Origin of the sequence: Yoonia sp., assembly GCF_046292185.1 — a bacterium.
Lineage (GTDB): Bacteria > Pseudomonadota > Alphaproteobacteria > Rhodobacterales > Rhodobacteraceae > Yoonia.
Window position 1 is genome coordinate 1 of record NZ_JBKBQY010000057.1, and the last position, 21,819, is coordinate 21,819.

The 21,819-nt window shown below is 61.3% G+C and carries 22 protein-coding genes and 1 tRNA gene; 7 read left to right on the forward strand and 16 right to left on the reverse strand.

Features of this window, described 5'->3' with window-relative positions; genetic code table 11:
* Nucleotides 1-203: 203 nt before the first annotated feature.
* The 5 genes from mltG to fabD all read right to left on the reverse strand — a co-directional run bounded on the left by mltG (nucleotide 204) and on the right by fabD (nucleotide 4,884).
* Nucleotides 204-1,400, reverse strand: coding sequence for an endolytic transglycosylase MltG (gene mltG / locus ACK4TM_RS11320; RefSeq protein ID WP_409701316.1), 1,197 nt, complete (start codon nucleotides 1,398-1,400; stop codon nucleotides 204-206).
* Complete coding sequence (fabF, locus tag ACK4TM_RS11325) at nucleotides 1,400-2,662, reverse strand: beta-ketoacyl-ACP synthase II (RefSeq protein ID WP_409701319.1); 1,263 nt, start codon at nucleotides 2,660-2,662, stop codon at nucleotides 1,400-1,402. The genes mltG and fabF overlap by 1 nt, the downstream gene beginning before the upstream one ends.
* Before the next feature lie 153 nt (nucleotides 2,663-2,815).
* A complete protein-coding gene (locus ACK4TM_RS11330) occupies nucleotides 2,816-3,049 on the reverse strand; it encodes an acyl carrier protein (RefSeq protein ID WP_007205102.1) in 234 nt (77 codons plus the stop codon).
* 148 nt (nucleotides 3,050-3,197) lie between these two features.
* Entirely contained in the window at nucleotides 3,198-3,935 is a 738-nt protein-coding gene (gene fabG / locus ACK4TM_RS11335; protein ID WP_409701323.1) for a 3-oxoacyl-[acyl-carrier-protein] reductase, read from the reverse strand.
* A gap of 10 nt (nucleotides 3,936-3,945) precedes the next feature.
* The gene (gene fabD / locus ACK4TM_RS11340) at nucleotides 3,946-4,884 is read right to left on the reverse strand and encodes an ACP S-malonyltransferase (RefSeq protein WP_409701375.1); all 939 of its coding nucleotides are present in this window, start codon (nucleotides 4,882-4,884) and stop codon (nucleotides 3,946-3,948) included.
* Between the two features lie 160 nt (nucleotides 4,885-5,044).
* On the opposite strand from fabD, the gene ACK4TM_RS11345 reads away from it, so the two are divergent.
* From ACK4TM_RS11345 to ACK4TM_RS11355, 3 genes are all read left to right on the forward strand, one after another.
* Complete coding sequence (locus ACK4TM_RS11345; RefSeq protein WP_409701327.1) at nucleotides 5,045-6,232, forward strand: cytochrome b/b6 domain-containing protein; 1,188 nt, start codon at nucleotides 5,045-5,047, stop codon at nucleotides 6,230-6,232.
* Nucleotides 6,233-6,371: 139 nt separating this feature from the next.
* On the forward strand, nucleotides 6,372-6,716 hold the full coding sequence (locus ACK4TM_RS11350) for a nucleotidyltransferase domain-containing protein (protein WP_409701330.1): 345 nt from the start codon (nucleotides 6,372-6,374) through the stop codon (nucleotides 6,714-6,716).
* Nucleotides 6,706-7,161 (forward strand): hypothetical protein, encoded by a 456-nt coding sequence (locus ACK4TM_RS11355; RefSeq protein WP_409701333.1) that lies wholly within the window; start codon nucleotides 6,706-6,708, stop codon nucleotides 7,159-7,161. Before ACK4TM_RS11350 ends, ACK4TM_RS11355 begins: the two co-directional genes overlap by 11 nt.
* Before the next feature lie 139 nt (nucleotides 7,162-7,300).
* On the opposite strand, the gene ACK4TM_RS11360 is transcribed toward ACK4TM_RS11355, so the two are convergent.
* A complete protein-coding gene (locus ACK4TM_RS11360; RefSeq protein ID WP_409701336.1) occupies nucleotides 7,301-7,870 on the reverse strand; it encodes a YceI family protein in 570 nt (189 codons plus the stop codon).
* Nucleotides 7,871-8,148: 278 nt separating this feature from the next.
* On the opposite strand from ACK4TM_RS11360, the gene rpsF reads away from it, so the two are divergent.
* The 4 genes from rpsF (at nucleotide 8,149) to ACK4TM_RS11380 (ending at nucleotide 10,690) form a co-directional block, all read left to right on the forward strand.
* Nucleotides 8,149-8,532, forward strand: a complete 384-nt coding sequence (gene rpsF, locus ACK4TM_RS11365; RefSeq protein WP_409701339.1) for a 30S ribosomal protein S6 — start codon at nucleotides 8,149-8,151, stop codon at nucleotides 8,530-8,532.
* Between the two features lie 19 nt (nucleotides 8,533-8,551).
* Nucleotides 8,552-8,779, forward strand: a complete 228-nt coding sequence (gene rpsR, locus ACK4TM_RS11370; protein WP_322892667.1) for a 30S ribosomal protein S18 — start codon at nucleotides 8,552-8,554, stop codon at nucleotides 8,777-8,779.
* A 9-nt stretch (nucleotides 8,780-8,788) separates the two neighbouring features.
* Nucleotides 8,789-9,376 (forward strand): 50S ribosomal protein L9, encoded by a 588-nt coding sequence (rplI, locus tag ACK4TM_RS11375; protein WP_409701342.1) that lies wholly within the window; start codon nucleotides 8,789-8,791, stop codon nucleotides 9,374-9,376.
* 174 nt (nucleotides 9,377-9,550) lie between these two features.
* Nucleotides 9,551-10,690 (forward strand): PQQ-dependent sugar dehydrogenase, encoded by a 1,140-nt coding sequence (locus ACK4TM_RS11380; RefSeq protein WP_409701345.1) that lies wholly within the window; start codon nucleotides 9,551-9,553, stop codon nucleotides 10,688-10,690.
* A gap of 361 nt (nucleotides 10,691-11,051) precedes the next feature.
* Here the strand turns inward: ACK4TM_RS11380 and tig are convergent, their stop codons facing one another.
* The 10 genes from tig to ACK4TM_RS11430 form a co-directional block, all read right to left on the reverse strand.
* Nucleotides 11,052-12,383, reverse strand: coding sequence for a trigger factor (gene tig / locus ACK4TM_RS11385; RefSeq protein ID WP_409701348.1), 1,332 nt, complete (start codon nucleotides 12,381-12,383; stop codon nucleotides 11,052-11,054).
* Between the two features lie 23 nt (nucleotides 12,384-12,406).
* Nucleotides 12,407-12,491 (reverse strand) — tRNA-Leu (locus ACK4TM_RS11390).
* 102 nt (nucleotides 12,492-12,593) lie between these two features.
* Complete coding sequence (locus ACK4TM_RS11395) at nucleotides 12,594-14,087, reverse strand: NAD(P)H-hydrate dehydratase (protein ID WP_409701351.1); 1,494 nt, start codon at nucleotides 14,085-14,087, stop codon at nucleotides 12,594-12,596.
* Nucleotides 14,088-14,161: 74 nt separating this feature from the next.
* Nucleotides 14,162-14,929 carry a squalene/phytoene synthase family protein gene (locus tag ACK4TM_RS11400; RefSeq protein WP_409701354.1) on the reverse strand — a complete coding sequence of 256 codons (768 nt, stop codon included), beginning with the start codon at nucleotides 14,927-14,929 and terminating at the stop codon, nucleotides 14,162-14,164.
* A complete protein-coding gene (gene cimA / locus ACK4TM_RS11405; RefSeq protein ID WP_409701357.1) occupies nucleotides 14,926-16,545 on the reverse strand; it encodes a citramalate synthase in 1,620 nt (539 codons plus the stop codon). The genes ACK4TM_RS11400 and cimA overlap by 4 nt, the downstream gene beginning before the upstream one ends.
* Nucleotides 16,538-17,128, reverse strand: a complete 591-nt coding sequence (locus ACK4TM_RS11410; protein ID WP_409701360.1) for a DUF6680 family protein — start codon at nucleotides 17,126-17,128, stop codon at nucleotides 16,538-16,540. Before ACK4TM_RS11410 ends, cimA begins: the two co-directional genes overlap by 8 nt.
* Nucleotides 17,128-18,561, reverse strand: coding sequence for a cysteine--tRNA ligase (gene cysS / locus ACK4TM_RS11415; RefSeq protein WP_409701363.1), 1,434 nt, complete (start codon nucleotides 18,559-18,561; stop codon nucleotides 17,128-17,130). Before cysS ends, ACK4TM_RS11410 begins: the two co-directional genes overlap by 1 nt.
* Before the next feature lie 215 nt (nucleotides 18,562-18,776).
* Entirely contained in the window at nucleotides 18,777-19,418 is a 642-nt protein-coding gene (locus ACK4TM_RS11420) for an outer membrane protein (RefSeq protein WP_409701366.1), read from the reverse strand.
* Between the two features lie 336 nt (nucleotides 19,419-19,754).
* The gene (locus ACK4TM_RS11425) at nucleotides 19,755-20,408 is read right to left on the reverse strand and encodes an outer membrane protein (RefSeq protein WP_409701369.1); all 654 of its coding nucleotides are present in this window, start codon (nucleotides 20,406-20,408) and stop codon (nucleotides 19,755-19,757) included.
* A 212-nt stretch (nucleotides 20,409-20,620) separates the two neighbouring features.
* Entirely contained in the window at nucleotides 20,621-21,730 is a 1,110-nt protein-coding gene (locus ACK4TM_RS11430) for an anhydro-N-acetylmuramic acid kinase (protein ID WP_409701372.1), read from the reverse strand.
* Nucleotides 21,731-21,819 lie beyond the last annotated feature (89 nt).

Below are 21,819 nucleotides of genomic sequence, written 5' to 3' on the forward strand. Positions count from 1 at the left end.
GGTGGAGTGGGAGGTTTCGGAGCAGGTCCGGGAGGGGGTGGGGGTGGGGGTGGAGGGGGAGGTCCCGGAGCAGGTCCGGGAGGTGGTGGGGGAGACGTGGCGCGGGGGTTCACCCCGGACTTGATCCGGGGCCTCATGCTGGGAAACGAAGGCTTACCACCAGGAAATGTCGTGGGCGTTTCCTGCTGGGGCAAAAATCTTCGCTACGGGGTCTCTGCCTCTGCCTCTGCTGGCGCCTCGGCGGGGGGGTTGGCGGCCCGTTCCGCCTCGATCCCGCGCCAGACGGCGACGGCGCGGTTGTGATCGTCCAGATTGGTGGTGAACGTATGCCCGCCGGTGCCATCCGCCACAAAGAAGATGTAATCGGTCTGGTCGGGTTCCACCGCGGCCTCGATGCTCGCGCGGCCCGGATTGGCGATGGGTGTGGGCGGCAGGCCGGTGATCACATAGGTGTTCCACGGCGTTTCCGCCCGCAATTCGCTTTGCCGGATGCCCCGGCCCAGCACGCCTTCGCCTTCGGTGATGCCATAGATCACCGTTGGGTCAGTCTGCAGCCGCATTCCGAGGTTCAGCCGGTTCACAAAGACGCTGGCCACCTGCCGTCGTTCAGCGCCGACGCCGGTTTCCTTTTCGATGATGCTGGCAAGGATCAGCATTTCCTCGGGGGAATTCAGTGGCAGGCCATCGACCCGGTTCGCCCAAGCCGTTGCGATGATGTCATTCTGCCGCGATGTCATCTGCGACAGGATCGTCGAGACTGCCATGCCTGGTGTCAGGTCATAGCTGCCGGGGGCGAGCCTGCCTTCGGGTGGCGTTTCCGTCACGTCGGAATCCAACATGCTGATGTTCTGCATCGCGTTCAGCACCTGCCAGCTTGTCACACCTTCGGCGAGGATCAGGCGGTAACGTGTGTCCGCCTCTTCGCGCACGGCAAGGTATTCTTCGGGTGCTTCGCCTGCGACGGGGTCAAAGGTCGCCAGTTCGACAAAGCGGCTGGTGGCCGGATCAAGGTCGCGGACCACGCCCTGCACCTGATTGACGCCGATGCGGTAGAGAACTTCTGTCCCGCAGGTATTGGCACCGCCACGGGTGATGATATCGACGATCTCTTCCATCGAGGAGCGTTCGGGAATCAGAAAGCTGCCCGCTTTCAACAGACCGGATTTATCGGAATAATCGGCACCCACGCGCAGGATCATCCGGGATGTGACGGCGTTTTGTTCCGCCAGCCGGTCGGCCACGCGCGACATGGACGACCCGGCGGGCACCTCGAAACAGATCGCCTGCGTCAGGGGGCCGGGGTCGCTGTAATGTTTGGTGGCCCAGCCGACGGCACCGACCAGCAGGAACAGGGCGACGATGAAGAACGTGAGCGCATTCGAGGCGATATGTTTCCACATCAGGTGGGTTTCCCGAAGATCACGCTGGCATTGGTGCCGCCAAAGCCGAAGGAATTCGACAGGGCGATATCGATCTTGCGTTCACGTTTGGCGTTGGCGCAGAGGTCCACGACCGTTTCCACATCAGGGTTGTCCAGGTTGATTGTCGGCGGTGCCACCTGATCGCGGATCGCGAGGATGGAAAACACAGCCTCGATCGCGCCCGCCGCGCCCAGCAAATGCCCGGTGGCGGATTTGGTCGATGACATGGTCAGTTTCGCCGCAGCATCCGGCCCGACGAGCCGTTCCACGGCGCTCAGCTCAATCGTGTCGGCCATGGTGGATGTGCCATGCGCGTTGACGTAATCGATCTGTTGCGGTTCGATTTTCGCATTCCGGCAGGCGGCGCGCATCGCGCGTTCGGCCCCTTCATGATCGGGCGGCGGGGCGGTGATGTGATGCGCGTCGCCGGACAGGCCGTAGCCCAGCACCTCTGCATAGATTTTCGCGCCGCGTGCCTTGGCGTGTTCGTATTCTTCCAGAACAAGTATCCCTGCCCCTTCGCCCATGACGAAACCGTCGCGGTCGCGGTCCCAGGGCCGGCTGGCCTTGGTCGGGTCGTCGTTATGGGCGGTCGACAGCGCCTTGCAGGCGTTGAAACCGGCGATGCCGAGTTCGCAGATCGCGGCCTCTGCCCCGCCGGCGATCATCACATCGGCGTCGCCGAACATGATCAGCCGCGATGCGTCACCGATGGCATGCGCGCCGGTGGAACAGGCCGTGACCGGCGCGTGGTTCGGCCCGCGAAAGCCATAGCGGATCGACACCTGACCCGAGATCAGGTTGATCAGCGCGCCCGGCACAAAGAAGGGCGACACACGCCGCGGCCCTTTTTCGGCCATCATCACGGCAGTATCGGCGATGGAATTCAGCCCGCCGATGCCCGACCCGATCATCACGCCGGTGCGGTCCTGATCGGCGCGGTCTGTCGGTTGCCAGCCGGAATCTTCAATCGCCTGCTGGGCGGCGGCCATGCCGAACAGGATGAAAGTATCGACTTTGCGCTGTTCTTTGGGTTCCATATAGGTGTCGGCATTGAACGTGCCGTCACTGCCGTCGCCCAATGGCACCTCGCAGGCATATTGCGTGGTCAGGCGGGACGGATCAAAGCCGGTGATCCTGCCTGCCCCGGATTTTCCGGCCAGCAGACGTTCCCATGTCTGATCCACCCCATCGGCCAGCGGCGTGACCAGCCCCAGCCCTGTTACAACGACACGACGCATATGAATGCCCTCACCTCTTGGCGTATTTCGGTCTTGATACCCCAGCCCGCCACGCAGGGGCAAGGGCGCGGATCACCCTCATGGGCGCAAAGCTGCGCCCCCAAATGCAAAACGGCGCCCCGAAGGACGCCGTTTCAGCCCGGAAAACCGGATTTATTGCGCGCTGGAGATGAATTTCACAGCATCGCCAAAGGTCTGGATGGTTTCGGCGGCATCATCGGGAATCTCGATCCCGAATTCTTCTTCGAAAGCCATGACCAATTCGACGGTGTCGAGGCTGTCTGCCCCCAGATCGTCGATGAAAGACGCAGTTTCGGTCACTTTGTCTTCTTCAACACCAAGATGCTCTACAACGATCTTGCGTACGCGGTCTGCGACATCGCTCATGTCAATTCCTCATGTCTTTCTGGGCAAGCGCCCGTTTTCATATTCCCTTGCGGGATTCAGCAACGCGGGCGCTACGCCGCATGTTTAAGCTGCGAGGCTCATAGCAGAGAATTTCGTCTTGGCAAACGCTTTCCCCGCAATCCCCGTGCTATAGCATGGCCATACCACCGTTTACATGCAAGGTCGCGCCGGTGACATAGCCCGCCTCGGCGCTGGCCAGATACAGGACGGCGGCGGCAATTTCATCGGCCTCGCCCATGCGCCCGGCGGGAACTTGCGTCAGGATGCCGGATTTCTGATCATCGGTCAATTTATCGGTCATGGCGGTGGTGATGAACCCCGGTGCCACGCAATTGACGGTGATCCCACGGCTGGCGACCTCATAGGCGATGGATTTGGACATGCCGACCATACCGGCCTTGGAGGCGGCGTAATTCGCCTGACCGGGATTGCCCGTGCTGCCGACGATGGAAGAAATATTCACGATCCGCCCCCAGCGCGATTTCATCATGCCCCGGATCACCCCTTTGCACAGCCGCATGGTCGAGGTCAGGTTGACGTTGAGCACATCGGCCCATTCATCATCCGACATCCGCATGAACAGGTTGTCGCGGGTGATTCCGGCGTTGTTGACGAGGATATCAACGCTGCCCATCAGATCGGCGGCCTGTTTGGGCAGGGCTGTGACAGCTTCGGCATCGGACAGGTTGCAGGGCAGGACATGGGCGCGGTCGCCAAGCGATGCCGCCAGTTGTTCCAGCGGTTCCACCCGCGTGCCGGACAGCGCGACGGTCGCGCCAGCGTCATGCAGCGCCTTGGCAATCGCGCCGCCGATGCCGCCGGAGGCACCTGTGATCAGCGCATTTTTTCCTGTAAGATCAAACATATCTGTTCCTTTATTCATTCAGCGCCGCAGCCATGGCGGCGACGTCTTCCGGGGTGCCGATGGCGGTGGCATTCAGGTCGCGGTTGATCCGCTTGACCATGCCGGACAACGCCTTACCTGCGCCGACTTCATAGACATCCGTCACGCCCTGCGCGGCCATGAAAGCGACGCTTTCGCGCCAGCGGACCGAGCCTGTGACCTGTGCCACCAGCAATTTGCGAATCTCTCCCGGGTCGCGGGCGACATCGGCCAGCACATTGGCGACCAAGGGCACGGCGGGCGCGTTGATCGTGACATTTGCCAGCGCCTCTTGCATCACCGCTGCTGCCGGGGCCATCAGCGTGCAATGGAAGGGTGCGGAAACCGGCAGCAGGATGGCGCGTTTGGCCCCCGCCGCCTTGGCGATATCCAGCGCGCGTTCAACAGCGGCCTTGTGGCCGGACACGACGACCTGACCGGGATCATTGTCATTGGCGGCTTCGCAGACGTCGCCTTGTGCGGCCTCTGTCGCGACGGCCTGCGCCTGTGCGAAATCGAGGCCCAGAAGGGCCGCCATCGCGCCGATGCCGACTGGCACGGCCTCTTGCATGGCGCGGCCCCTGATCCGCAGCAGGCGCGCGGTGTCGGCGATGCTCAGCGCGCCTGCGGCGGCAAGGGCGGAATATTCGCCCAAGGAATGCCCGGCGACGAAACTGGCGGCGGTGATGGTCACGCCTTCTGATTCCAGGGCGCGCATCGCGGCCAATGAGGTGGCCATCAGCGCGGGCTGCGCGTTCTGGGTCAGGGTCAGATCGGCGATATCACCGTCCCAGATCAGGCTGGACAGCTTTTCACCCAAGGCCTCATCCACCTCGTCGAAAACGGCTTTTGCCGCGGGATAGGCCGCGGCCAGCGCCTGCCCCATCCCGATGGTCTGCGCCCCTTGGCCGGGAAACACGAATGCCCGCATCTGGAATTGCTCCTTATTCATTGCTTGACCCCGGGTTTAGCCGCTGCCGCCGCACTCGGCAAGCAATGCAGCACAGATGCACAAAGGCTCTGCACTGGCGGGCATTTGCCACGCGCGGCCGCCCTGCTATCTGCGGTGCAGCATTTTACAGGAGAGAACGATGTCCGCAGCCAATACCGCGCAGACCTATGGATCGGTGACCAAGACGTTTCACTGGCTGACCGCCCTGCTGATCCTTGCGCTGGTCCCTTTGGGCCTGATCGCCAATGGGTTGCCCTATGAGACCGATGCCGAACTGGCGCTGAAGGCGCAGGTGTTTTCGGTGCATAAGACATTGGGCGTGCTGGTGTTTTTCGTGGCACTGGCGCGGATTCTCTGGGCGGTGACGCAGCCGAAACCCGGCGATCTGAACCATGACCGCAAGGTGCAATCGACGCTGGCAGCGGTGGTGCATTGGGTGCTTTATATTTCCTTGGTGGCGGTGCCGCTGACGGGCTGGGTGCATCACGCGGCGACCAGCGGGTTTGCCCCGATCTGGTGGCCGTTCGGGCAGGGCCTGCCGTTTGTCCCGGTGAATGAGAACGTCGCAGAGGGGGCTGCCGCCCTGCATTGGCTGTTCAGCAAGATCATGATCGCCTCAATCCTGCTGCATGTCGCGGGGGCCTTGAAGCATCATGTCATCGACAAGGATGCGACATTGCGCCGGATGTGGTTTGGCCGGGCCGATGCGCCGCTGGTGCCTGCGCATCGCGGGTCGCGGGCGGCACCTTTTGCGGCAGTGGTGATCTTTGCGCTGGCAACGGGGGGTGCCGCAGCGGCGGGCCTGTTCCGCGAACATGAGAGTGTCGCGGGCGAGGCGCTGGCCGCTGTTGCATCGGAATGGTCAGTGACCGAGGGCGAGATCGGGATTGTCGTCACGCAACTGGGCAGCGAGGTGCAGGGCAGTTTCACCGACTGGACTGCCGCGATCAGTTTCGACCCCGATGTGACCGGGGCTGCGGGTGAAGTGACCACGACCATCGGCATATCATCGCTGACGCTGGGGTCGGTGACCAGCCAAGCGATGGGCGCGGATTTCTTTGACGCGGCGGCGTTTCCGACGGCGGTGTTCACGGGGACCATCATCGAGGAAGACGGGAATTATACTGCCGATGGCGTGTTGACGATCAAGGGCAGCGAGGTGCCGGTACGTTTCCCGTTCGATCTGGTGATTGACGGGGATCTCGCGCAGATGGACGGCACATTGACGCTGGACCGGCGCGATTTCGGCATCGGCGCGTCGATGGCGGATGAGAGCTCGCTGGGGTTTGGCGTGGATGTGGTGTTGCGAGTGGTGGCGCAGAGGTAGGGGAGTGTCCGCCAACGGTAGTGGTGGTCGGGGAAAGCCCGGCCTACGCAGGCGTCGTGCGTTGGACGGCTTTGACACAAAGCGATGTTCACCTTATCTTAAAGATTGTCGCGTATTTTGACGCGAGAGGTGGATCAAGATGACGTTTGTAATTTCGCCAAAATCTGCGCCTGACCTGCCGCCCGAATTGCAGCGCCTTGTCCAGCTGTGCAAACGCGACATGGGCGCATCTGAGGTCTGGCTTTTCGGCAGCCGCGCACGGGGCGATTTTCGTGAGGACAGTGACTATGATGTTCTGGCAGTCATCCCCGACGATGCGCCTGTTGACGTCGATACGCTTGTTGCTGCATTCCGGCTTCGGCGGAGATCAAGGGCGCATGCCGACCTGTTGACCGCAAGAATGAGCGAGTTCCAGGCAGCAAAGACGACACCGAACACGATCAGCTTTGCGGCCGCGCAAGAGGGTATACGCATTGACGCGTAGCGCGCAACTGATCGGGACCCATGTTAAACTTGCCTGCGACAACCTTCTATCTGTAAACAAATTAACCCCATCAGACCGCGTCTCGCCGACCTTGATGTTTTATGCAGCCGAAAATCTGCTGATGGCACTTTTCACGGCCGAGGGGATTGATGCGGGTTTGGTGCGCCGGACGGCAGGCAACCACCAATTGGACCGGATGCTGGATGCATTGCCCGCTGCCTGCCCGCTCAAAGCAAAATTCGAGGAGGTCGTCGACCTCGTGGCCTATGCCACAACATACCGCTATCCGACCCCTGTCGGACATTTGCCCGTTCCACCGTCCACGGCAGAGGCCGAGGGGTATTTTGCGGCGCTCAAGGATATTCTTCAAACCTGCGTAAGACATTTTCAGGTCGATGTAAAAAGCGACGCGCCGATAGCGAGGTCAATCGTTGCGTTGCGGTAACCGTTTGCCTTCGGCAACACCCCAAACGAAAAAGACCGCACCGGGATGTCCCGGCGCGGTCTGACACTGATGAAATACACACGCGTTAAGCGAACAAGTCAAATCGTAACGCTAAAATACCTGCACAACGGCGTGTGGCTTATTCGGCCAGCATCGCCTCGATCGAGATCATCACTTGCACTTCGTCGCTGATGAACGGGGCAAAGGCGCCCAGTTCGTAATCGGACCGCAGCAATGTCGTCGTGGCGTCGAAACCGGCCCATTCGCGGTTTTCCATCGGATGCATACCGGCCTGGTTCAGCTTGGCGTCCAGCACGACTTCGTTGGTGACACCGTTCAGGGTCAGGTCGCCGGTGATCAGGGCGGTGTCGTCGCCGGTGACTTCGATCCCGGTCGAGGTGAATGTCACCATTTCATCATCGGCGGCGTCAAAGAAATCAGCGCTCATGAAATGTTCGAAACGGCCTTCCCAGCCGGTCAGCATGGTGCGCACGGGGAATTCCACGCTGACGGAAGAGGCTGCAGGATCTTCCTGATCGAACACGATTTCACCGTCAAAACCGGAGAACATGCCATAGGTGGTGGAAAACCCAAGGTGGTCATAGGTGAACACGATCTGGCTGTGGCTGGCGTCAAGCGTGTAATCCTGCGCGATGGCGGGGACAGCGGCAAAAGTGGCAAGGGCGGTGGCGGCAAGGACGTTTTTCATATGGATGCTCCTGTTGGGCGTTTGATGTGTGGCGCTTATAGAATGATCACCCCCACCGCCCGCAATCCCGCAGGAATGCACATGACTTGTTCGGATGGACACGGGCGCCGCACCGGGGTTTCCGCCGACCCCACAGAGCCCTTGCATCGCGGGCCAGCCTGCGTATAAGGCCCCATCCTTCTGCGGATTTATATGAACTGCGCAGACTCTCGTGGCTGGGGTGCAGAAGGGTCACTGCCCCGCCTTTGAAATGCGCTGAGAAAAGAACTGGAGTATACATGCCGCTATATGAGCATGTGATGATCGCGCGTCAGGACTTGTCCAACACGCAAGCCGAAGCCTTGATCGAACATTTCGGCACGGTGCTGACCGACAACGGTGGCAAGCTGCTGGAAAACGAATATTGGGGCGTCAAGACGATGGCCTACAAGATCAACAAGAACCGCAAGGGCCATTACGCCCTGCTGCGCACCGATGCGCCCGCACCTGCGATCCAGGAAATGGAACGCCTGATGCGCCTGCATGATGACGTGATGCGTGTGCTGACCATCAAGGTCGATGCACATGAAGACGGCCCATCCGTGCAGATGCAAAAGCGCGAAGAGCGCGGTGACCGGGGCGACCGCCCTGACCGTGGCGGCGAACGCCGCGAACGTCGTTGATCATTAAAGGATAGCAATCATGGCAACCAAACCATTCTTCCGCCGCCGCAAGTCCGATCCTTTTGAGGGCGATGACGCCCCGAAGATCGACTATAAAGACACCCGCACCCTGCAGCGCTATATCTCTGAGCGTGGCAAGATCGTGCCCGCCCGTATCACCGCTGTCGGTTCCAAGAACCAGCGCGCGCTGGCCCGTGCCATCAAGCGCGCACGGTTCCTGGCCCTGCTGCCATACGCTGTAAAGTAAGGACATATCATGGATATCATTCTTCTCGAACGCGTGGCCAAGCTTGGACAGATGGGCGAAGTCGTGTCCGTCAAGGACGGCTATGCCCGCAACTTTCTGCTGGCCCAGGGCAAGGCCCTGCGCGTGAACAAGGCGAATCTCGCCCGGTTCGAGGCTGACAAGGCCCAGATGGAAGCCCGCAACCTTGAATCCAAGAAAGAAGCTGAATCGCTTGGTGAAAAGCTGAACGGTCAGACATTCGTCGTGATCCGGTCGGCATCGGATGGTGGCGCGCTTTACGGGTCGGTCACGACACGTGACGCAGCCGAAGCGGCAAGTGCTGACGGTTTCTCGGTCGATAAAAAGCAGGTCGTGCTGAAAGGCGCGATCAAGGATCTGGGTCTGCATGACGTCGATGTCGTGCTGCATCCCGAGGTCACCGTGACGATCACGCTGAACATCGCGCGCTCGCGCGAAGAGGCTGAACTGCAGGCTGCTGGCAAATCCATCGCCGAACTGGCTGCTGAAGAAGAAGCCGCCGCTGAATTCGAAATTCAGGAATTGTTCGAGGATATCGGCGGCGCTGCTGACGAATACGGCGACGACGAAGACAGGTAATCGGCAGATATTTGGGGGTGCGTGCGGGCACGCACCCTACGGATGACGTCAAAAAGGCCGTCTGCAGATGCAGGCGGCCTTTTTCGTTGCCGACATGACAATCTTGTTATGGAACTCCGTCAATATTCCGCCGTTAACCCGATAGAAACGGGACCGTTATAAGAAGGGAATATTATGACCAAATTCACAGCATTCACCACCGCGACCGCGATCATGCTCGGTGCCCCCGCACTGGCGCAGGATTATACGCATGAAGTTCTGGCCGAGGGGCTGGAAAGCCCATGGGCGATGACATTCCTGCCAAATGGCGATGATATCCTGATGACCGGCCGCATGGGCGCGTTTTTCGTCTATGATGCGGAATCGGGCGAGGTTTCGGAACTGGACGGCGCGCCTGATGTGGCGACCCAGGGTCAGGGCGGGCTGCTGGATGTGGCCCTTGCCCCGGATTTCGAGACCAGCAATGTGATCTATATGACATGGTCCGGCGCGGTTGAGGGCGGCACGACGACCCATCTGGGCCGCGGCACGCTGGATCTGGAGGCAGGCAGCGTCAATGACATCGAAACGCTGTTTCAGGTCAGCCCCGGTGTGGACAGCGACGCGCATTACGGGTCGCGCATCGTGTTCCATGACGGCTATCTGTACATGAGCACGGGCGATCGCAACAACAAGGATTTCGGCCCGGACCATATCGCGCAGAATATCGCGACCGAGAATGGCAGCGTGCTGCGCCTGACCTTTGATGGCGAAGCACCCGCCGATAACCCCTTTGTCGACATTGACGTGGCTGCGCCGGCGATCTGGTCCTATGGGCACCGCAACATTCAGGCGATGACGGTGCATCCTGACAGTGGCGAAATCTGGCTGGCCGAACATGGCGAGGCGGGGGGCGATGAGATCAATATCGTCGCGCGCGGTGAAAACTTTGGCTGGCCGCTGGCCGCCTATGGCGTGGATTACCGCACCGGCGAACAATTCGCCGATGTGCATCAGGAAGGGGACGGTTTTGTCGCCCCGGTCTATCACTGGGGTCCGGGCCGCGACGACCATTTCCCGTCGTCGGGCATGACCTTTTATGAGGGCGATGCCTTCCCTGACTGGCAGGGCCATCTGCTGGTCGGCAATCTGTTTCACGAATATCTGGGCCTGTTCGACGTGAACGGCGCGGATGTGTCTGACCCCGCCCGCCTTCTGGAAGGCGAAGGCCACCGGATCCGCGACGTGGCGGTGGGGCCGAATGACGGGTTCATCTATGTGCTGGGCGATGGCGATTCTGCGCCGCTGCTGCGGATCACACCAAGCGAGGGGTGATATCGCCACAGCGTGAAAATAAGGGGCCGCTGCCGTGGGGTGGCGGTCTTTTTCGTTTGGGTGCGTGAGATCACGCACCCTACCCATCAACACAACGGGGTGCCCGGTGTACAGGAACGGCGCATCCGTATGGTGCGTGGATCTCACGCACCCATCCCATCAACAAAATAGATTGCCCGGTGGCTGCGAAATGACGCGTCCATAGGGTGCGTGATCTCACGCACCCCACCCATCAACAAAATAGAGTGCCCGGTGGCCACAAAATGGCACATCCGTAGGGTGCGTGATCTCACGCACCCCACACCAACAAAAAAGGGCGCCCGCAGGCACCCTTTTCCGCCGCAGGCATCACGCCCCCGGTTTATTCTTCTTCCAGCTTTTCGACCGCTTTTTGCAGGTCTTCCTTGCTGACGTCCTTTTCCGTCACCGCAGCCGCGTCAAAGATGTGGTCAACGACCTTGTCTTCAAACAACGGTGCCTGCAATTGCTGGCGGAATTGTGCGTTTTGCTGCACGAATTCAAAGAACTGGCGTTCCTGACCGGGGTACTGCCGCGCCTGATTCATGATCGCTTGCGTCATTTCCTGATCGGTGACCTTGATCTCGGCCTTCTGGCCGATATCGGCCAGCAGCAGCCCCAGTTTCACACGACGTTCGGCCAGCGTCTTATGCTCGTCGGTGGGGGTGATTTCGGGATGATCGTGGCCCTGTACGTCAGGGTTTTCTTCGTGCCACAGCTGATGCGCGATCTGGCCAGCCTCGGCGTCAACCAAGGATGCGGGCAGATCAAAGCTGACTTCTTTGTCCAAAGCATCCAGCAGCGCACGTTTGGCCAGGGCGCGCGACGCGCCTTTGTATTCGGCCTCAAGGCGATCAGCGATCTGGGTTTTCAGCGCGGCAAGATCGTCGGCACCGAATTTCTTGGCCAGTTCGTCGTCAATCTCGGGCGCTTTGGGCGCGCGGACGTCTTTGATGGTGCAGGTGAAAACGGCTTTCTTGCCGGCCAGATTGGGGGCCTGATAATCCTCGGGGAAGGTGACTTCGATGTCTTTGGTGTCACCCGCCTTGACCTTCAGCAGCCCGTCTTCAAAGCCGGGGATGAAGGAATTGGAGCCAATCACCAGCGGATAATCCTCGGCGGCACCACCTTCAAACGCTTCGCCATCAACCTTGCCGACGAAATCCAGAACAACCTGATCATCCTTTTTCGCCTGGGTTTTCTTGGGCTCATAGGACACGGCCTGCGGTGAGGCGGCCAGATTGTCCAAGGCTTCCTGCACGGCGGCGTCGTCAGCTTTGACAACCATACGGTCCAGCGCGATCTTACTGAAATCGACGGCAGGGATATCGGGCAGTTTTTCGTAGGTCACATTGACCTCGACATCATCGCCGGGCTTCCAGTCTTCGTTGCTCATCTTCATCTCGGGCTGGGCCGCGGGGCGGTCGCCGGATGTGTCCAGATGGTCGCGCACAGCGGCGTCGATGCTGTCCTGCATCGCTTCGCCCATCAAGCGCTGGCCATGTTGCTTGCGCAGCAATGCCATCGGGACCTTGCCCTTGCGAAAGCCCTTCATCTCGATGCTGGGCTGGGCTTCTTTGAGCTTTTCGTCAACTTTCGCGTCCAGTTCAGCCGCCGTGACGGTGATGGCATAGCCGCGCTTGAGGCCTTCGTTCAGGGTCTCGGTGACCTGCATGTGCTGTCCTTCTTTCACTAACTTGGTGCGGGTGGAGGGACTTGAACCCCCACGCCTTGCGGCGCCAGAACCTAAATCTGGTGCGTCTACCAATTTCGCCACACCCGCATGATCAAAAGGGGCAGGTTTTCGGGCCTGCCCCATGTTGGGCGCTGTCTAGCAAAGCTGGTGAGAGGATGCGAGAGGAAAAATCGCCTTTGTGACAAAGCATCAGACAGCCAGTGCGCGCAGCACCTGCGGCAGCAGATCGGGCAGGTCTTCGGCGATCAGACCGGGGCCAAAGGCCAGCGCGCAGGAGGTGTGCAGATAGGCCCCGGTGGTGGCCGCCTCCAGCGGTGCAAAACCGCGGGCCAGCAGGCCGGTGATGATCCCCGCCAGCACATCGCCGGACCCTGCGGTGGCCAGCCACGGCGCGCTGCGGGCGTAGCTGGCGGCGTGGATGAAACAGCGTCCGGCGGCGTCGGCGATCACGGTGTCGGGGCCTTTGAGCAGGAGAGTGCAGCCGGTCCGTTGCGCCGCGTTGCGCACCCTGTCGATGCGCGATCCGGCTGCAGTGTCCAGATCGGGGAACAGGCGCGCGAATTCGCCGTCATGCGGGGTCAGGATGCAATGGTCGTGCAGTTGCGCGAAAAGGGCGGGCGATTGCGCGAGCAAGGTCAGCGCATCGGCGTCCAGCACCACGGGCGTGCCATTCAGGGCGGCGGCGAGCAGATCCGCCTCGCGCGTGTCCGTCCCCATCCCCGGCCCGAGGCAGAGCGCGGAAATGCGTCGGTCCTGCAGCAATTCGCGCAAGGCTGTGGCATCCGCGAGGGTTCGCAGCATCACGGCGTTGAGCTGTGCGGCGTTCTCGGCCAGCGCCGCTGGCGGCACGCCGAGCGTCACGGCACCCGCGCCGATCCTTAACGCGCCACGCGCGGACAGTCGCGCAGCACCACCCTGCCCCGGCCCGCCGCCCAGCACCAGCGCATGACCGTGGCTGTATTTATGCCCCGGCCCCTTGCGAAGCTGCGCGATGATGCCGGGGGACAGATGGTCGATCAGGGTGATGGTTTCATCCGGCCGGAAGCTGCCGATGCCGATATCGACCACCACCAGATGCCCGCAATGCGCAGGCCCATCGGCCAGATAATGCCCCGGTTTGGGGCTGTCGAAGGTGACAGTCAGCGCGGCCGGCAGCACAGGCCCCAAAGCCGCGCCACTGTCCGCCGACAGGCCCGATGGCATATCGACCGCGACCAGCCGTGGGACGTTCATCTGCGCCAGACAGGTGGTGATATCGTGCAGATCGCCCGACAGGGGCCGCGACAGGCCGATGCCGAACAGGGCGTCGATATGCAGATCCGCGCCGGGGTGATTCCGCAGGGCTTGCGCCGTCAGCCTTTGCACCGGCCCAAGGGCGCGCCAGCGTGCCTCATTCCCCCGCGCGTCGGGCGCGCCTGTGCCGGGCAGTGCGAGCACCTCCACCTGCCAGCCCGCATCCTGCAACAGCCGCGCGATGACATAGCCGTCGCCGCCGTTATTGCCCGGCCCGCAGAGGATCAGGGCGCGCCCTTTGCCGGTCGCCAGTTCCGGCCAATGCGCGTGGCAGGCGGCAACCACGCCTTGCCCCGCGCGTTCCATCAATGTCAGCCCGGTCATGCCGCCCTGCGCCATGGCGGCGGTTTCTGCGGCGCGCATCTGGGCGGATGTCAGTATCTGGGTCATTTGCCGTCACCCCATTTCGATCAGATCATGCCATGATCCGGGGGAGAAGTCCCCCTGCCAATGGTACTGCCGCGTCAGACCCACCAGCCGCGCAGGGCGGCATGGGACAGGCGCAGGCTTTGCCGCAGCGGTGACAGTTCCAGCCGCCCGTCCAGCACCGCTTGCGGATCAGCCAAGGCGCGGGTCAGCACCGGGCGCGCGGCATGGCCGAGCAACAGCGCCGCCCCTGCGGGTGGGGCGATCCGCGCCTTGCCCTTGCGTGCGGCGTTCAGCCGGGTCAGCGCGCCGTCAGCCAAGGCGGCGATCCCTGTGTGGCTTGCCTCCGGCACAGGCTGGCGCTGGCGGTCCAGCAGCACCGGCAAGGCGCGCAGCAGGTTGGCCACCCCGGCCCCATAGGCGAAATCGGCGACAACCGCATCGTCCTGCCCGCCCAGCAGACGTGCGGCGGTGATCATCAGCAGACCGGCGGTGTCATGAATATAGGCATCAAAATCCGCCTGATTTGCGAAAGGGTCATTATAGATATCCCAGCGCCGCGCCGCGATCATCGCGTCGAGGTCTTTTGCCCCCTGCACATCCAGCACCGCGGCCAGACCGTCCACCACCTCATGCCGCCGGACCTTGCCACCGCTGGCGATCTCTTCCAGCACGTAGCGCCACCATTGCAGGCGCATTTCCGCGATCATCGGTTCCTTGGTGACCCAAGGGGCGCGGATGATTTCCACGTTGAAGGCGTAAAGCGGGAACAGCACCTGCCGCGCATTGACGGGTGCCGCCATGATCGCGCGGAACCGTTCGGGATCGGCCTTTTCGACCAGCGCGGCGCAGGCGGCGAAACTCATGGGGTGGCGCCGTCCCGGATCAGTTTCCAGTTGATCGCGTCGATCAGCGCATCGAAAGACGCATCCACGATATTGGCGCTGACGCCGACGGTGGACCAGCGGTTGCCCTGCCCGTCTTCGCTGTCGATGATCACGCGGGTCACGGCCTCGGTCCCGCCGCCGGTGATGCGGACTTTGAAATCCACCAGTTCGATATCGTCGATGATCGCCTGATAGGGGCCAAGATCCTTGGCCAAGGCCCGCGCCAGCGCGTTGACCGGCCCACGGTCGCTGCCATCGGGGCCAAGGCTTTCGCTGACGTTGAGGAATTTTTCGCCCTGCACCTTGGTCACGACCACCGCCTCGGAAATCGAGACCATCTGATTGCGCTTGTTGCGGCGGCGTTCGACGGTGACGCGATAGCGTTTCACCTCAAAGAAATTTGGCAACAGCCCCAGTTCGGCGCGCGCCAGCATTTCAAAACTGGCCTGCGCGGTGTCATAGGCGTAACCCTGCGCCTCTTTTTCCTTGATCCGCTCTACAATCCGGGCAAGGGCGGGATCACCCGGCGCGACCTCAATCCCCGCATCAGCCAGCCGCGCGCGCAGGTTGGATTGCCCCGCCTGATTGGACATCGGCACGATCCGCATATTGCCGACCGCCGCCGGATCAACATGTTCATAGGTGCTCGGGTCCTTGGCAATCGCACTCGCATGCAACCCGGATTTATGCGCAAAGGCCGACGCCCCCACATAGGCTGCTTGCTTTGCAGGCACCCGGTTCAGGATATCGTCCAACACCCGCGAGGCCCGCCGCAACCCTGTCAGCGCCTGCGCCGTCACCCCAATGTCAAACTGGCTGGCATAGGGTTCCTTCAGCAACAAGGTCGGGATCAGCGTCGTCAGATTGGCATTGCCACAGCGTTCGCCCAGCCCGTTCAGCGTGCCCTGAATCTGGCGCACACCCGCACGCAGGGCCGCGAGCGACCCGGCCACGGCGTTTTCGGTGTCGTTATGGGTGTGGATCGCCAGATGGGTGCCGGGGATGCCGCTGGCGATCACGTCGGTGACGATCTGCCCGATCTCATCCGGCAGGGTGCCGCCATTGGTATCGCAAAGCACGACCCAGCGCGCGCCAGCCTCATGGGCGGCATGAATCGCCTCCAGCGCATAGGCGGGGTTCGCCATGTAGCCGTCAAAGAAATGTTCGGCGTCAAACAGGCCTTCGCGCCCGTGATCGGTCAGATGGGCGAAACTGGCGCGGATGTTCTCCACGTTTTCGTCCAGCGTGATCCCAAGTGCTGTGGTGACATGGAAATCATGCGCCTTGCCCACCAGACAGACAGCAGAGGTGCCCGCATTGACCACGGCGGCCAGCACATCGTCATTCTCGGCCGAGCGGCCCAGCCGTTTGGTCATGCCAAAGGCGGTGAAGGTCGCGCGCGTGGTGGGTTTGTCGGCAAAGAAATCCGTATCGGTGGGGTTGGCACCGGGCCAGCCGCCTTCGATGTAATCCAGCCCCAACCCGTCCAGCACAGCAGTGATCTGATGCTTCTCGCGGGCAGAGAATTGCACGCCCTGCGTCTGCGCGCCGTCGCGCAGGGTGGTGTCATAGAGGTAAAGGCGTTCTTTATTCATCAGTGTTGGCCCTTTGAGCAGCTTCCATAAGAAGCTGTGTCGCGCGCGCCTGCTCAAGTAGTTTTTCAGGATGCCGGACGTCCACCACAGCAATCGGCAAAACGCGGTCCCCTTTGTTCAAACCGGTCAAGAACTCTCTGATGTCGTACTGCTGTTGCTCAAGAATGCCGAAGGCCTCCGGCGCATAACCGCCTCGCAGAAGCTCCAAATCGTTCAGACGATATCCAAGTGCCTTACCAATTTGCCCCAGCAATTCAGCGGTCTTGTCATCGACGTCTTGAAGCACTGCTTTGCGAGTTAGTTCATCATCAGATTTCCAGCGGGTGGCGTCGTTATAAATCGCCAGCAGCGATCTAAATTTTTCCATTACCTGAGCATCACGCGAAAACTCAATTTCCACCAAGTTCAAGGCTTGGACCCTATCAGGGCTTAAGACCATTTTTCTGGTCGTCATCAATGCGCGAAAAACAAATAGTTGGCGCTCTCTTCGAGACGCTAGGTGCTGCAAATGCTGCGAGATAAGTACTGCTACTATTGGACCAACAACAATTGCGACCGTAGTAATCCAGAATTCTGCAGTCATCACAGCCCACCCAGCCTTGCAGCATCAAAATCCGGCCCCGGTGCCCAGCTGGCCTGCCCGCCGACATCGGTGACCTGCACCCCTGCGGCGGTCAGGACATCGCGGACCTGATCCGCCCTGGCCCAATCCTTGGCGGCACGCGCCGTGGCCCGTTCGGCCAGCAGCGCATCAACGCGGGCGGCAACGGCGGGCGTGACCTCTGGCCCGGCCTCTGCCCCGTCGAACAGCGGGATCGCGGCCCAATCGCGGATCAGGCCAAGCATGTCGAGCCCGTGGGCGAAACCGGCCAGCGCGGTGGCGGTTTTGCCCTTGGCCAGAACATGCAGCCGCGAAATCGCGCCGGATGTGTTCAGATCATTGGCCAGCACGCCCAGAAATTCCTCATCCGCCTGCCATTGCCCGTCAGCCTTCAGCGCGCGGATCAGATTGGGGCCAAAGCCGTGGCCATGCAGGATGCCGTACCATTTGCGCAGAGTCAGTTCCGCCTCGGCGCGGCGGGCCTCTGTCCAGTCCATCGTTTTGCTGTAATGCGTGCCGAGCATGACAAGGCGGATCACCTCGCCCGGAATACCCTGATCCAGCAGGTCGCGGATGGTAAAGAAATTGCCCAGGGATTTGGACATCTTCTTGCCCTCGACCTGCAGCATTTCGTTATGGACCCAATAGCGCGCGAATTCGCCATGCGGATGGGCGCAGCTTGATTGGGCGATCTCGTTTTCATGATGCGGGAATTGCAGGTCATTGCCGCCGCCGTGGATGTCGAAACTGTCGCCCAGCAGGTCATGCGCCATGGCGGAACATTCGATATGCCAGCCCGGCCGGCCATAGCCCCAGGGGCTGTCCCAGCCCGGCACGCCATCGGCGGAGGGTTTCCAAAGCACAAAATCCATCGGGTTGCGTTTATAGGGGGCCACCTCGACCCGCGCACCGGCGATCATATCATCGATGGACCGGCCCGACAGCGCGCCGTATTCCGCATAGCTTTCGACGGCGAACAGCACGTGCCCTTCGGCGGCATAGGCGTGGTCCTTGGCCACCAGATCGCTGATCATCGCGATCATCTGGGCGATGTAATCGGTCGCGCGGGGTTCATGCGTCGGGCGCAGCGCGCCGAGCGCGTCCATGTCATCGTGATACCAGCGGATCGTTTCCGCCGTGATATCGCCGATCGCGCGCCCGGTTTCGGCGGCGCGTGCGTTGATCTTGTCATCGACATCAGTGAAATTGCGCACGTAGGTCACGTGTTTGTCGCCATAGACATGCCGCAGCAGCCGGAACAGCACGTCAAACACCAGCGAGGGGCGGGCATTGCCCAGATGTGCGCGGTCATAGACCGTCGGCCCGCACAGATACATCCGCACATTGCGGGGATCGATGGGTTCGAAATCCTCTTTATGGCGGGATTTGGTGTTGTGCAGACGGATGGTGGTCATGATGTCTCTCGCGTGGGTTCACCGCGGGGTTAACAAGTTCATGTCCGATGTAAAACGTGAAAGAGCAGCCCGCGACAGATGTCAGCAGATAATAATGCAGCAGGGAATGGTGCAAGTGCTCTTCATGGCGCGGGCCTAGCCGGAAAAATCCGCCAAAGCAACAAAAAAGGGCCTGCGCGTGAACGCAGGCCCCGTGATCGGATCAGGTGATCAGATCAGAACTGGAACGACACGCGAGCCGTTGCAGTTGTGGCGCGCAGTGTGTTGTCGGAACCTTCAACGTCACCTTCGTAGAACTTGTGCTGCAGCACTTCGCCACCGACCAGGATGCTGTCGGAGAACTTGTATGCTACACCCAGACCGTAGAAGTCGCCGTCTGCTTCCAGATCGGTGTCACCCAGCGGACCAGCGCCGGATACGTTAGCGCGGACAACACCACCAGTGACGTATGGCAGGAACTGACCAGCGTCATAGCCGACACGGCCTTTCACACGCAGGATGTCGTCCAGGTCGCCGTTGCCGCCAACGTTGTCGATGTTCGACATGTCGTAGTCAACTTCTGCGCCCAGAACGATTGCGCCGAGGTCATACATGTAACCAGCGTGCACACCGTAGATGGCGCCGTTTACGTCTTCGTCTGTGCCGCTGCCGGTGACTTCACCGTAGCCCAGTTGGCCACCCAGGTAGAAGCCGGACCAGTCGGTGCCGCGCATCACAACTGGTGCAGGTGCTGGCATTGGTGTTGGTGCAACTGTTTCGACAGGTGCGGCCAGACCGCCAGCAGAGGCCATGCCTGCGGCCAGTGCGAGAGGTGCTGCCAGCATGGCTGTGCGTGCGAATTTGAAAGTGTTTGTCATTTTTATTCTCCGTTTATTCGGGTTGTCGTGTGATGCTTATTTGACCGTGAATGGGGAACGTTCAACCGGCCTCACGGCGCTGTGATGGTTTCCCGCCTGTTGCACCCCAAATTAGCATGTCTCTGGCCAGTATCCGCCGAAGATCGCGACAATTCCGCAACAGGTGCAAAATAAATTACGCCCAGAAAACAAGGGGAAATCCGATTCTGGCGACCTTTGGTCAGGCTGCGGGGCGCGCTTTGGCGCTGCCACCTGAGTCGGCGTCACGAAAAAGGGCCCGCGCGATCTGCGCGGGCCCTCAAGCCGGGTCACACCCGGGTGATGTTTAGCGTGGGATCAGAACTGGAACGAGACGCGTGCAGTTGCGGTCGTGGCGCGAATGCCAAGACCCTGAACACCATCGTCACCTTCATAGAACTTGTGCTGCAGCACTTCGCCACCCATCAGGATGCTGTCAGAGAACTTGTATGCAACGCCCAAACCGTAAAAATCACCTTCAGCGGTCAGGTCAGCGACATCGCCATCAGTGCCTGATAGGTTAGCACGAACGACGCCACCGGTGACATATGGTAGGAAGGCACCGGCGTCATAACCGACACGGGCTTTCACGCGCAGGACATCGTCAACTTCTGCGCTGCCCAGCACGCCGATATCGTCGCCTTCGATGCCGGTCAGGTCATAGTCAACTTCTGCACCCAGAACGAGCGCACCCAAATCGTACATGTAACCGGCATGCACACCATAGATTGCGCCATTGAAATCCTCGTCATCGAGTGCAGAAACGGTCACTTCACCATAACCCAGCTGGCCACCGAGGTAGAAGCCGGACCAGTCGGTGCCGCGGCGCATCACTGGCGCGGGGGCGGGCATCGGGGTTGGTGCAACTGTTTCGACAGGTGCGGCCAGACCACCGGCAGAGGCCATGCCTGCGGCCAGTGCGAGAGGGGCTGCCAGCATCGCTGTGCGGGCAAATTTGAAAGTGGTTGTCATGTCATTCTCCATCTTGTTTTTTATAACTGCTGTTTGGTGGCGCGTGACCGATTAAACCAACTAAAAAACAGACCTAAATGCGCCATTAACTAATCTTAACAGATCAGCCCTGTTCTGGGCATATCGCCTGCAAAAATTGCCATGACGTAGCGACAATTTCGTCACAACTGGGGTATTGTTCCGGGAACCAGCGGTCGCGCTATGCGGGTCTGTCAGACAGCGACCTGCCCCGGTGCCACCGCGATCTGCCCGCCGCAGACAGGGGATTTGACCCCTGTCGTGCCGGGCGCGGATGTCGGCAGACCGCGCAGCACCCGCACGGCAAGATAGGCAAAGGCCTGCGCCTCCAGCATGTCGCCGTTCAGACCCACAGCCTCGACCGGGTCGATCCTGCCGGTGAAACCTGCGGCCAGCCCCGCCATCAGCGTGGCATTGCGCCGACCGCCGCCAGTGACGAACAGCCGCGCGGGCGGTGCGGGGCATTGCGCCAGCGCCTGTGCGACGGACCAGACGACGGTTTGGGTCAGCGTGGCGATGGCATCGGCATCCGCCAGATGCGCGACCGCCTGCGCAAGGCCGGTGAAATGATCGCGGTCCAGCGATTTGGGCGCGGGTCGCGCGAAATAGGGATCGGCCTGAAACGCGACCAGCGCCGCCATATCCGCGCGCCCCGCTGCCGCCACCTGCCCTGCGTCGTCATAGGGCAGGCCGAAACGGGCCATCATCGCGTCATTGATCGGCGCATTGGCGGGGCCGGTGTCAAAGGCCAGCAGCGCGCCGGGATCGGCGGGATCGTCATATGACGGGTCCACCCATGTCAGATTGCCGACGCCGCCCAGGTTGAGAAAGGCAACAGGCCCGCCCGCCCCGATCCATTTTGCCAGCGCGAAATGAAAGAACGGGGCCAGCGGCGCGCCCTGCCCGCCTGCGGCCACATCGGCGCTGCGGAAATCCCAGACGACCGGGTAATCCAGCCCTGCGGCCAGCCTGTCGCCATCCCCGCATTGATGGGTGCCGCGCCCGCCGGGATCATGTGCCAATGTCTGCCCGTGAAACCCCGCGACCGATATGTTGCCGAAACCCGCCATGACCGCGCGATGCGCAGCCTCGATGATCTGCGCGGCTTGTGTATTGTCCTGATCCTGCCAGCGGCCCAGATGGGCGCGCATTACCTTTTGTTCATCCGCCGTATAGGCGCGATAAGCGACCGGCCCGAAATCGAAGATCCGCACACCGTCGGTGTCCACCACGGCGGCATCCACACCGTCCAGCGATGTCCCCGACATCGTGCCCAAAGCTGTCACTGCAATCCCGCCCAACATCTGCTTTCCCTCTTGCCCCGCCCTGATTATAGAGTGCTGCGTGCCACATTAGGAACAGAGCCATGACTTACCACCCCAAATCAGATTTC

Bases quoted from the DNA above. Each gene is read 5' to 3' on its own strand.
- mltG (WP_409701316.1), bottom strand. From the start codon at position 1,400: ATGTGGAAACATATCGCCTCGAATGCGCTCACGTTCTTCATCGTCGCC.
- fabF (WP_409701319.1), bottom strand. From the start codon at position 2,662: ATGCGTCGTGTCGTTGTAACAGGGCTGGGGCTGGTCACGCCGCTGGCC.
- ACK4TM_RS11330 (WP_007205102.1), bottom strand. From the start codon at position 3,049: ATGAGCGATGTCGCAGACCGCGTACGCAAGATCGTTGTAGAGCATCTT.
- fabG (WP_409701323.1), bottom strand. From the start codon at position 3,935: ATGTTTGATCTTACAGGAAAAAATGCGCTGATCACAGGTGCCTCCGGC.
- fabD (WP_409701375.1), bottom strand. From the start codon at position 4,884: ATGCGGGCATTCGTGTTTCCCGGCCAAGGGGCGCAGACCATCGGGATG.
- ACK4TM_RS11345 (WP_409701327.1), top strand. From the start codon at position 5,045: ATGTCCGCAGCCAATACCGCGCAGACCTATGGATCGGTGACCAAGACG.
- ACK4TM_RS11350 (WP_409701330.1), top strand. From the start codon at position 6,372: ATGACGTTTGTAATTTCGCCAAAATCTGCGCCTGACCTGCCGCCCGAA.
- ACK4TM_RS11360 (WP_409701336.1), bottom strand. From the start codon at position 7,870: ATGAAAAACGTCCTTGCCGCCACCGCCCTTGCCACTTTTGCCGCTGTC.
- rpsF (WP_409701339.1), top strand. From the start codon at position 8,149: ATGCCGCTATATGAGCATGTGATGATCGCGCGTCAGGACTTGTCCAAC.
- rpsR (WP_322892667.1), top strand. From the start codon at position 8,552: ATGGCAACCAAACCATTCTTCCGCCGCCGCAAGTCCGATCCTTTTGAG.
- rplI (WP_409701342.1), top strand. From the start codon at position 8,789: ATGGATATCATTCTTCTCGAACGCGTGGCCAAGCTTGGACAGATGGGC.
- ACK4TM_RS11380 (WP_409701345.1), top strand. From the start codon at position 9,551: ATGACCAAATTCACAGCATTCACCACCGCGACCGCGATCATGCTCGGT.
- tig (WP_409701348.1), bottom strand. From the start codon at position 12,383: ATGCAGGTCACCGAGACCCTGAACGAAGGCCTCAAGCGCGGCTATGCC.
- ACK4TM_RS11395 (WP_409701351.1), bottom strand. From the start codon at position 14,087: ATGACCCAGATACTGACATCCGCCCAGATGCGCGCCGCAGAAACCGCC.
- ACK4TM_RS11400 (WP_409701354.1), bottom strand. From the start codon at position 14,929: ATGAGTTTCGCCGCCTGCGCCGCGCTGGTCGAAAAGGCCGATCCCGAA.
- cimA (WP_409701357.1), bottom strand. From the start codon at position 16,545: ATGAATAAAGAACGCCTTTACCTCTATGACACCACCCTGCGCGACGGC.
- ACK4TM_RS11410 (WP_409701360.1), bottom strand. From the start codon at position 17,128: ATGACTGCAGAATTCTGGATTACTACGGTCGCAATTGTTGTTGGTCCA.
- cysS (WP_409701363.1), bottom strand. From the start codon at position 18,561: ATGACCACCATCCGTCTGCACAACACCAAATCCCGCCATAAAGAGGAT.
- ACK4TM_RS11420 (WP_409701366.1), bottom strand. From the start codon at position 19,418: ATGACAAACACTTTCAAATTCGCACGCACAGCCATGCTGGCAGCACCT.
- ACK4TM_RS11425 (WP_409701369.1), bottom strand. From the start codon at position 20,408: ATGACAACCACTTTCAAATTTGCCCGCACAGCGATGCTGGCAGCCCCT.
- ACK4TM_RS11430 (WP_409701372.1), bottom strand. From the start codon at position 21,730: ATGTTGGGCGGGATTGCAGTGACAGCTTTGGGCACGATGTCGGGGACA.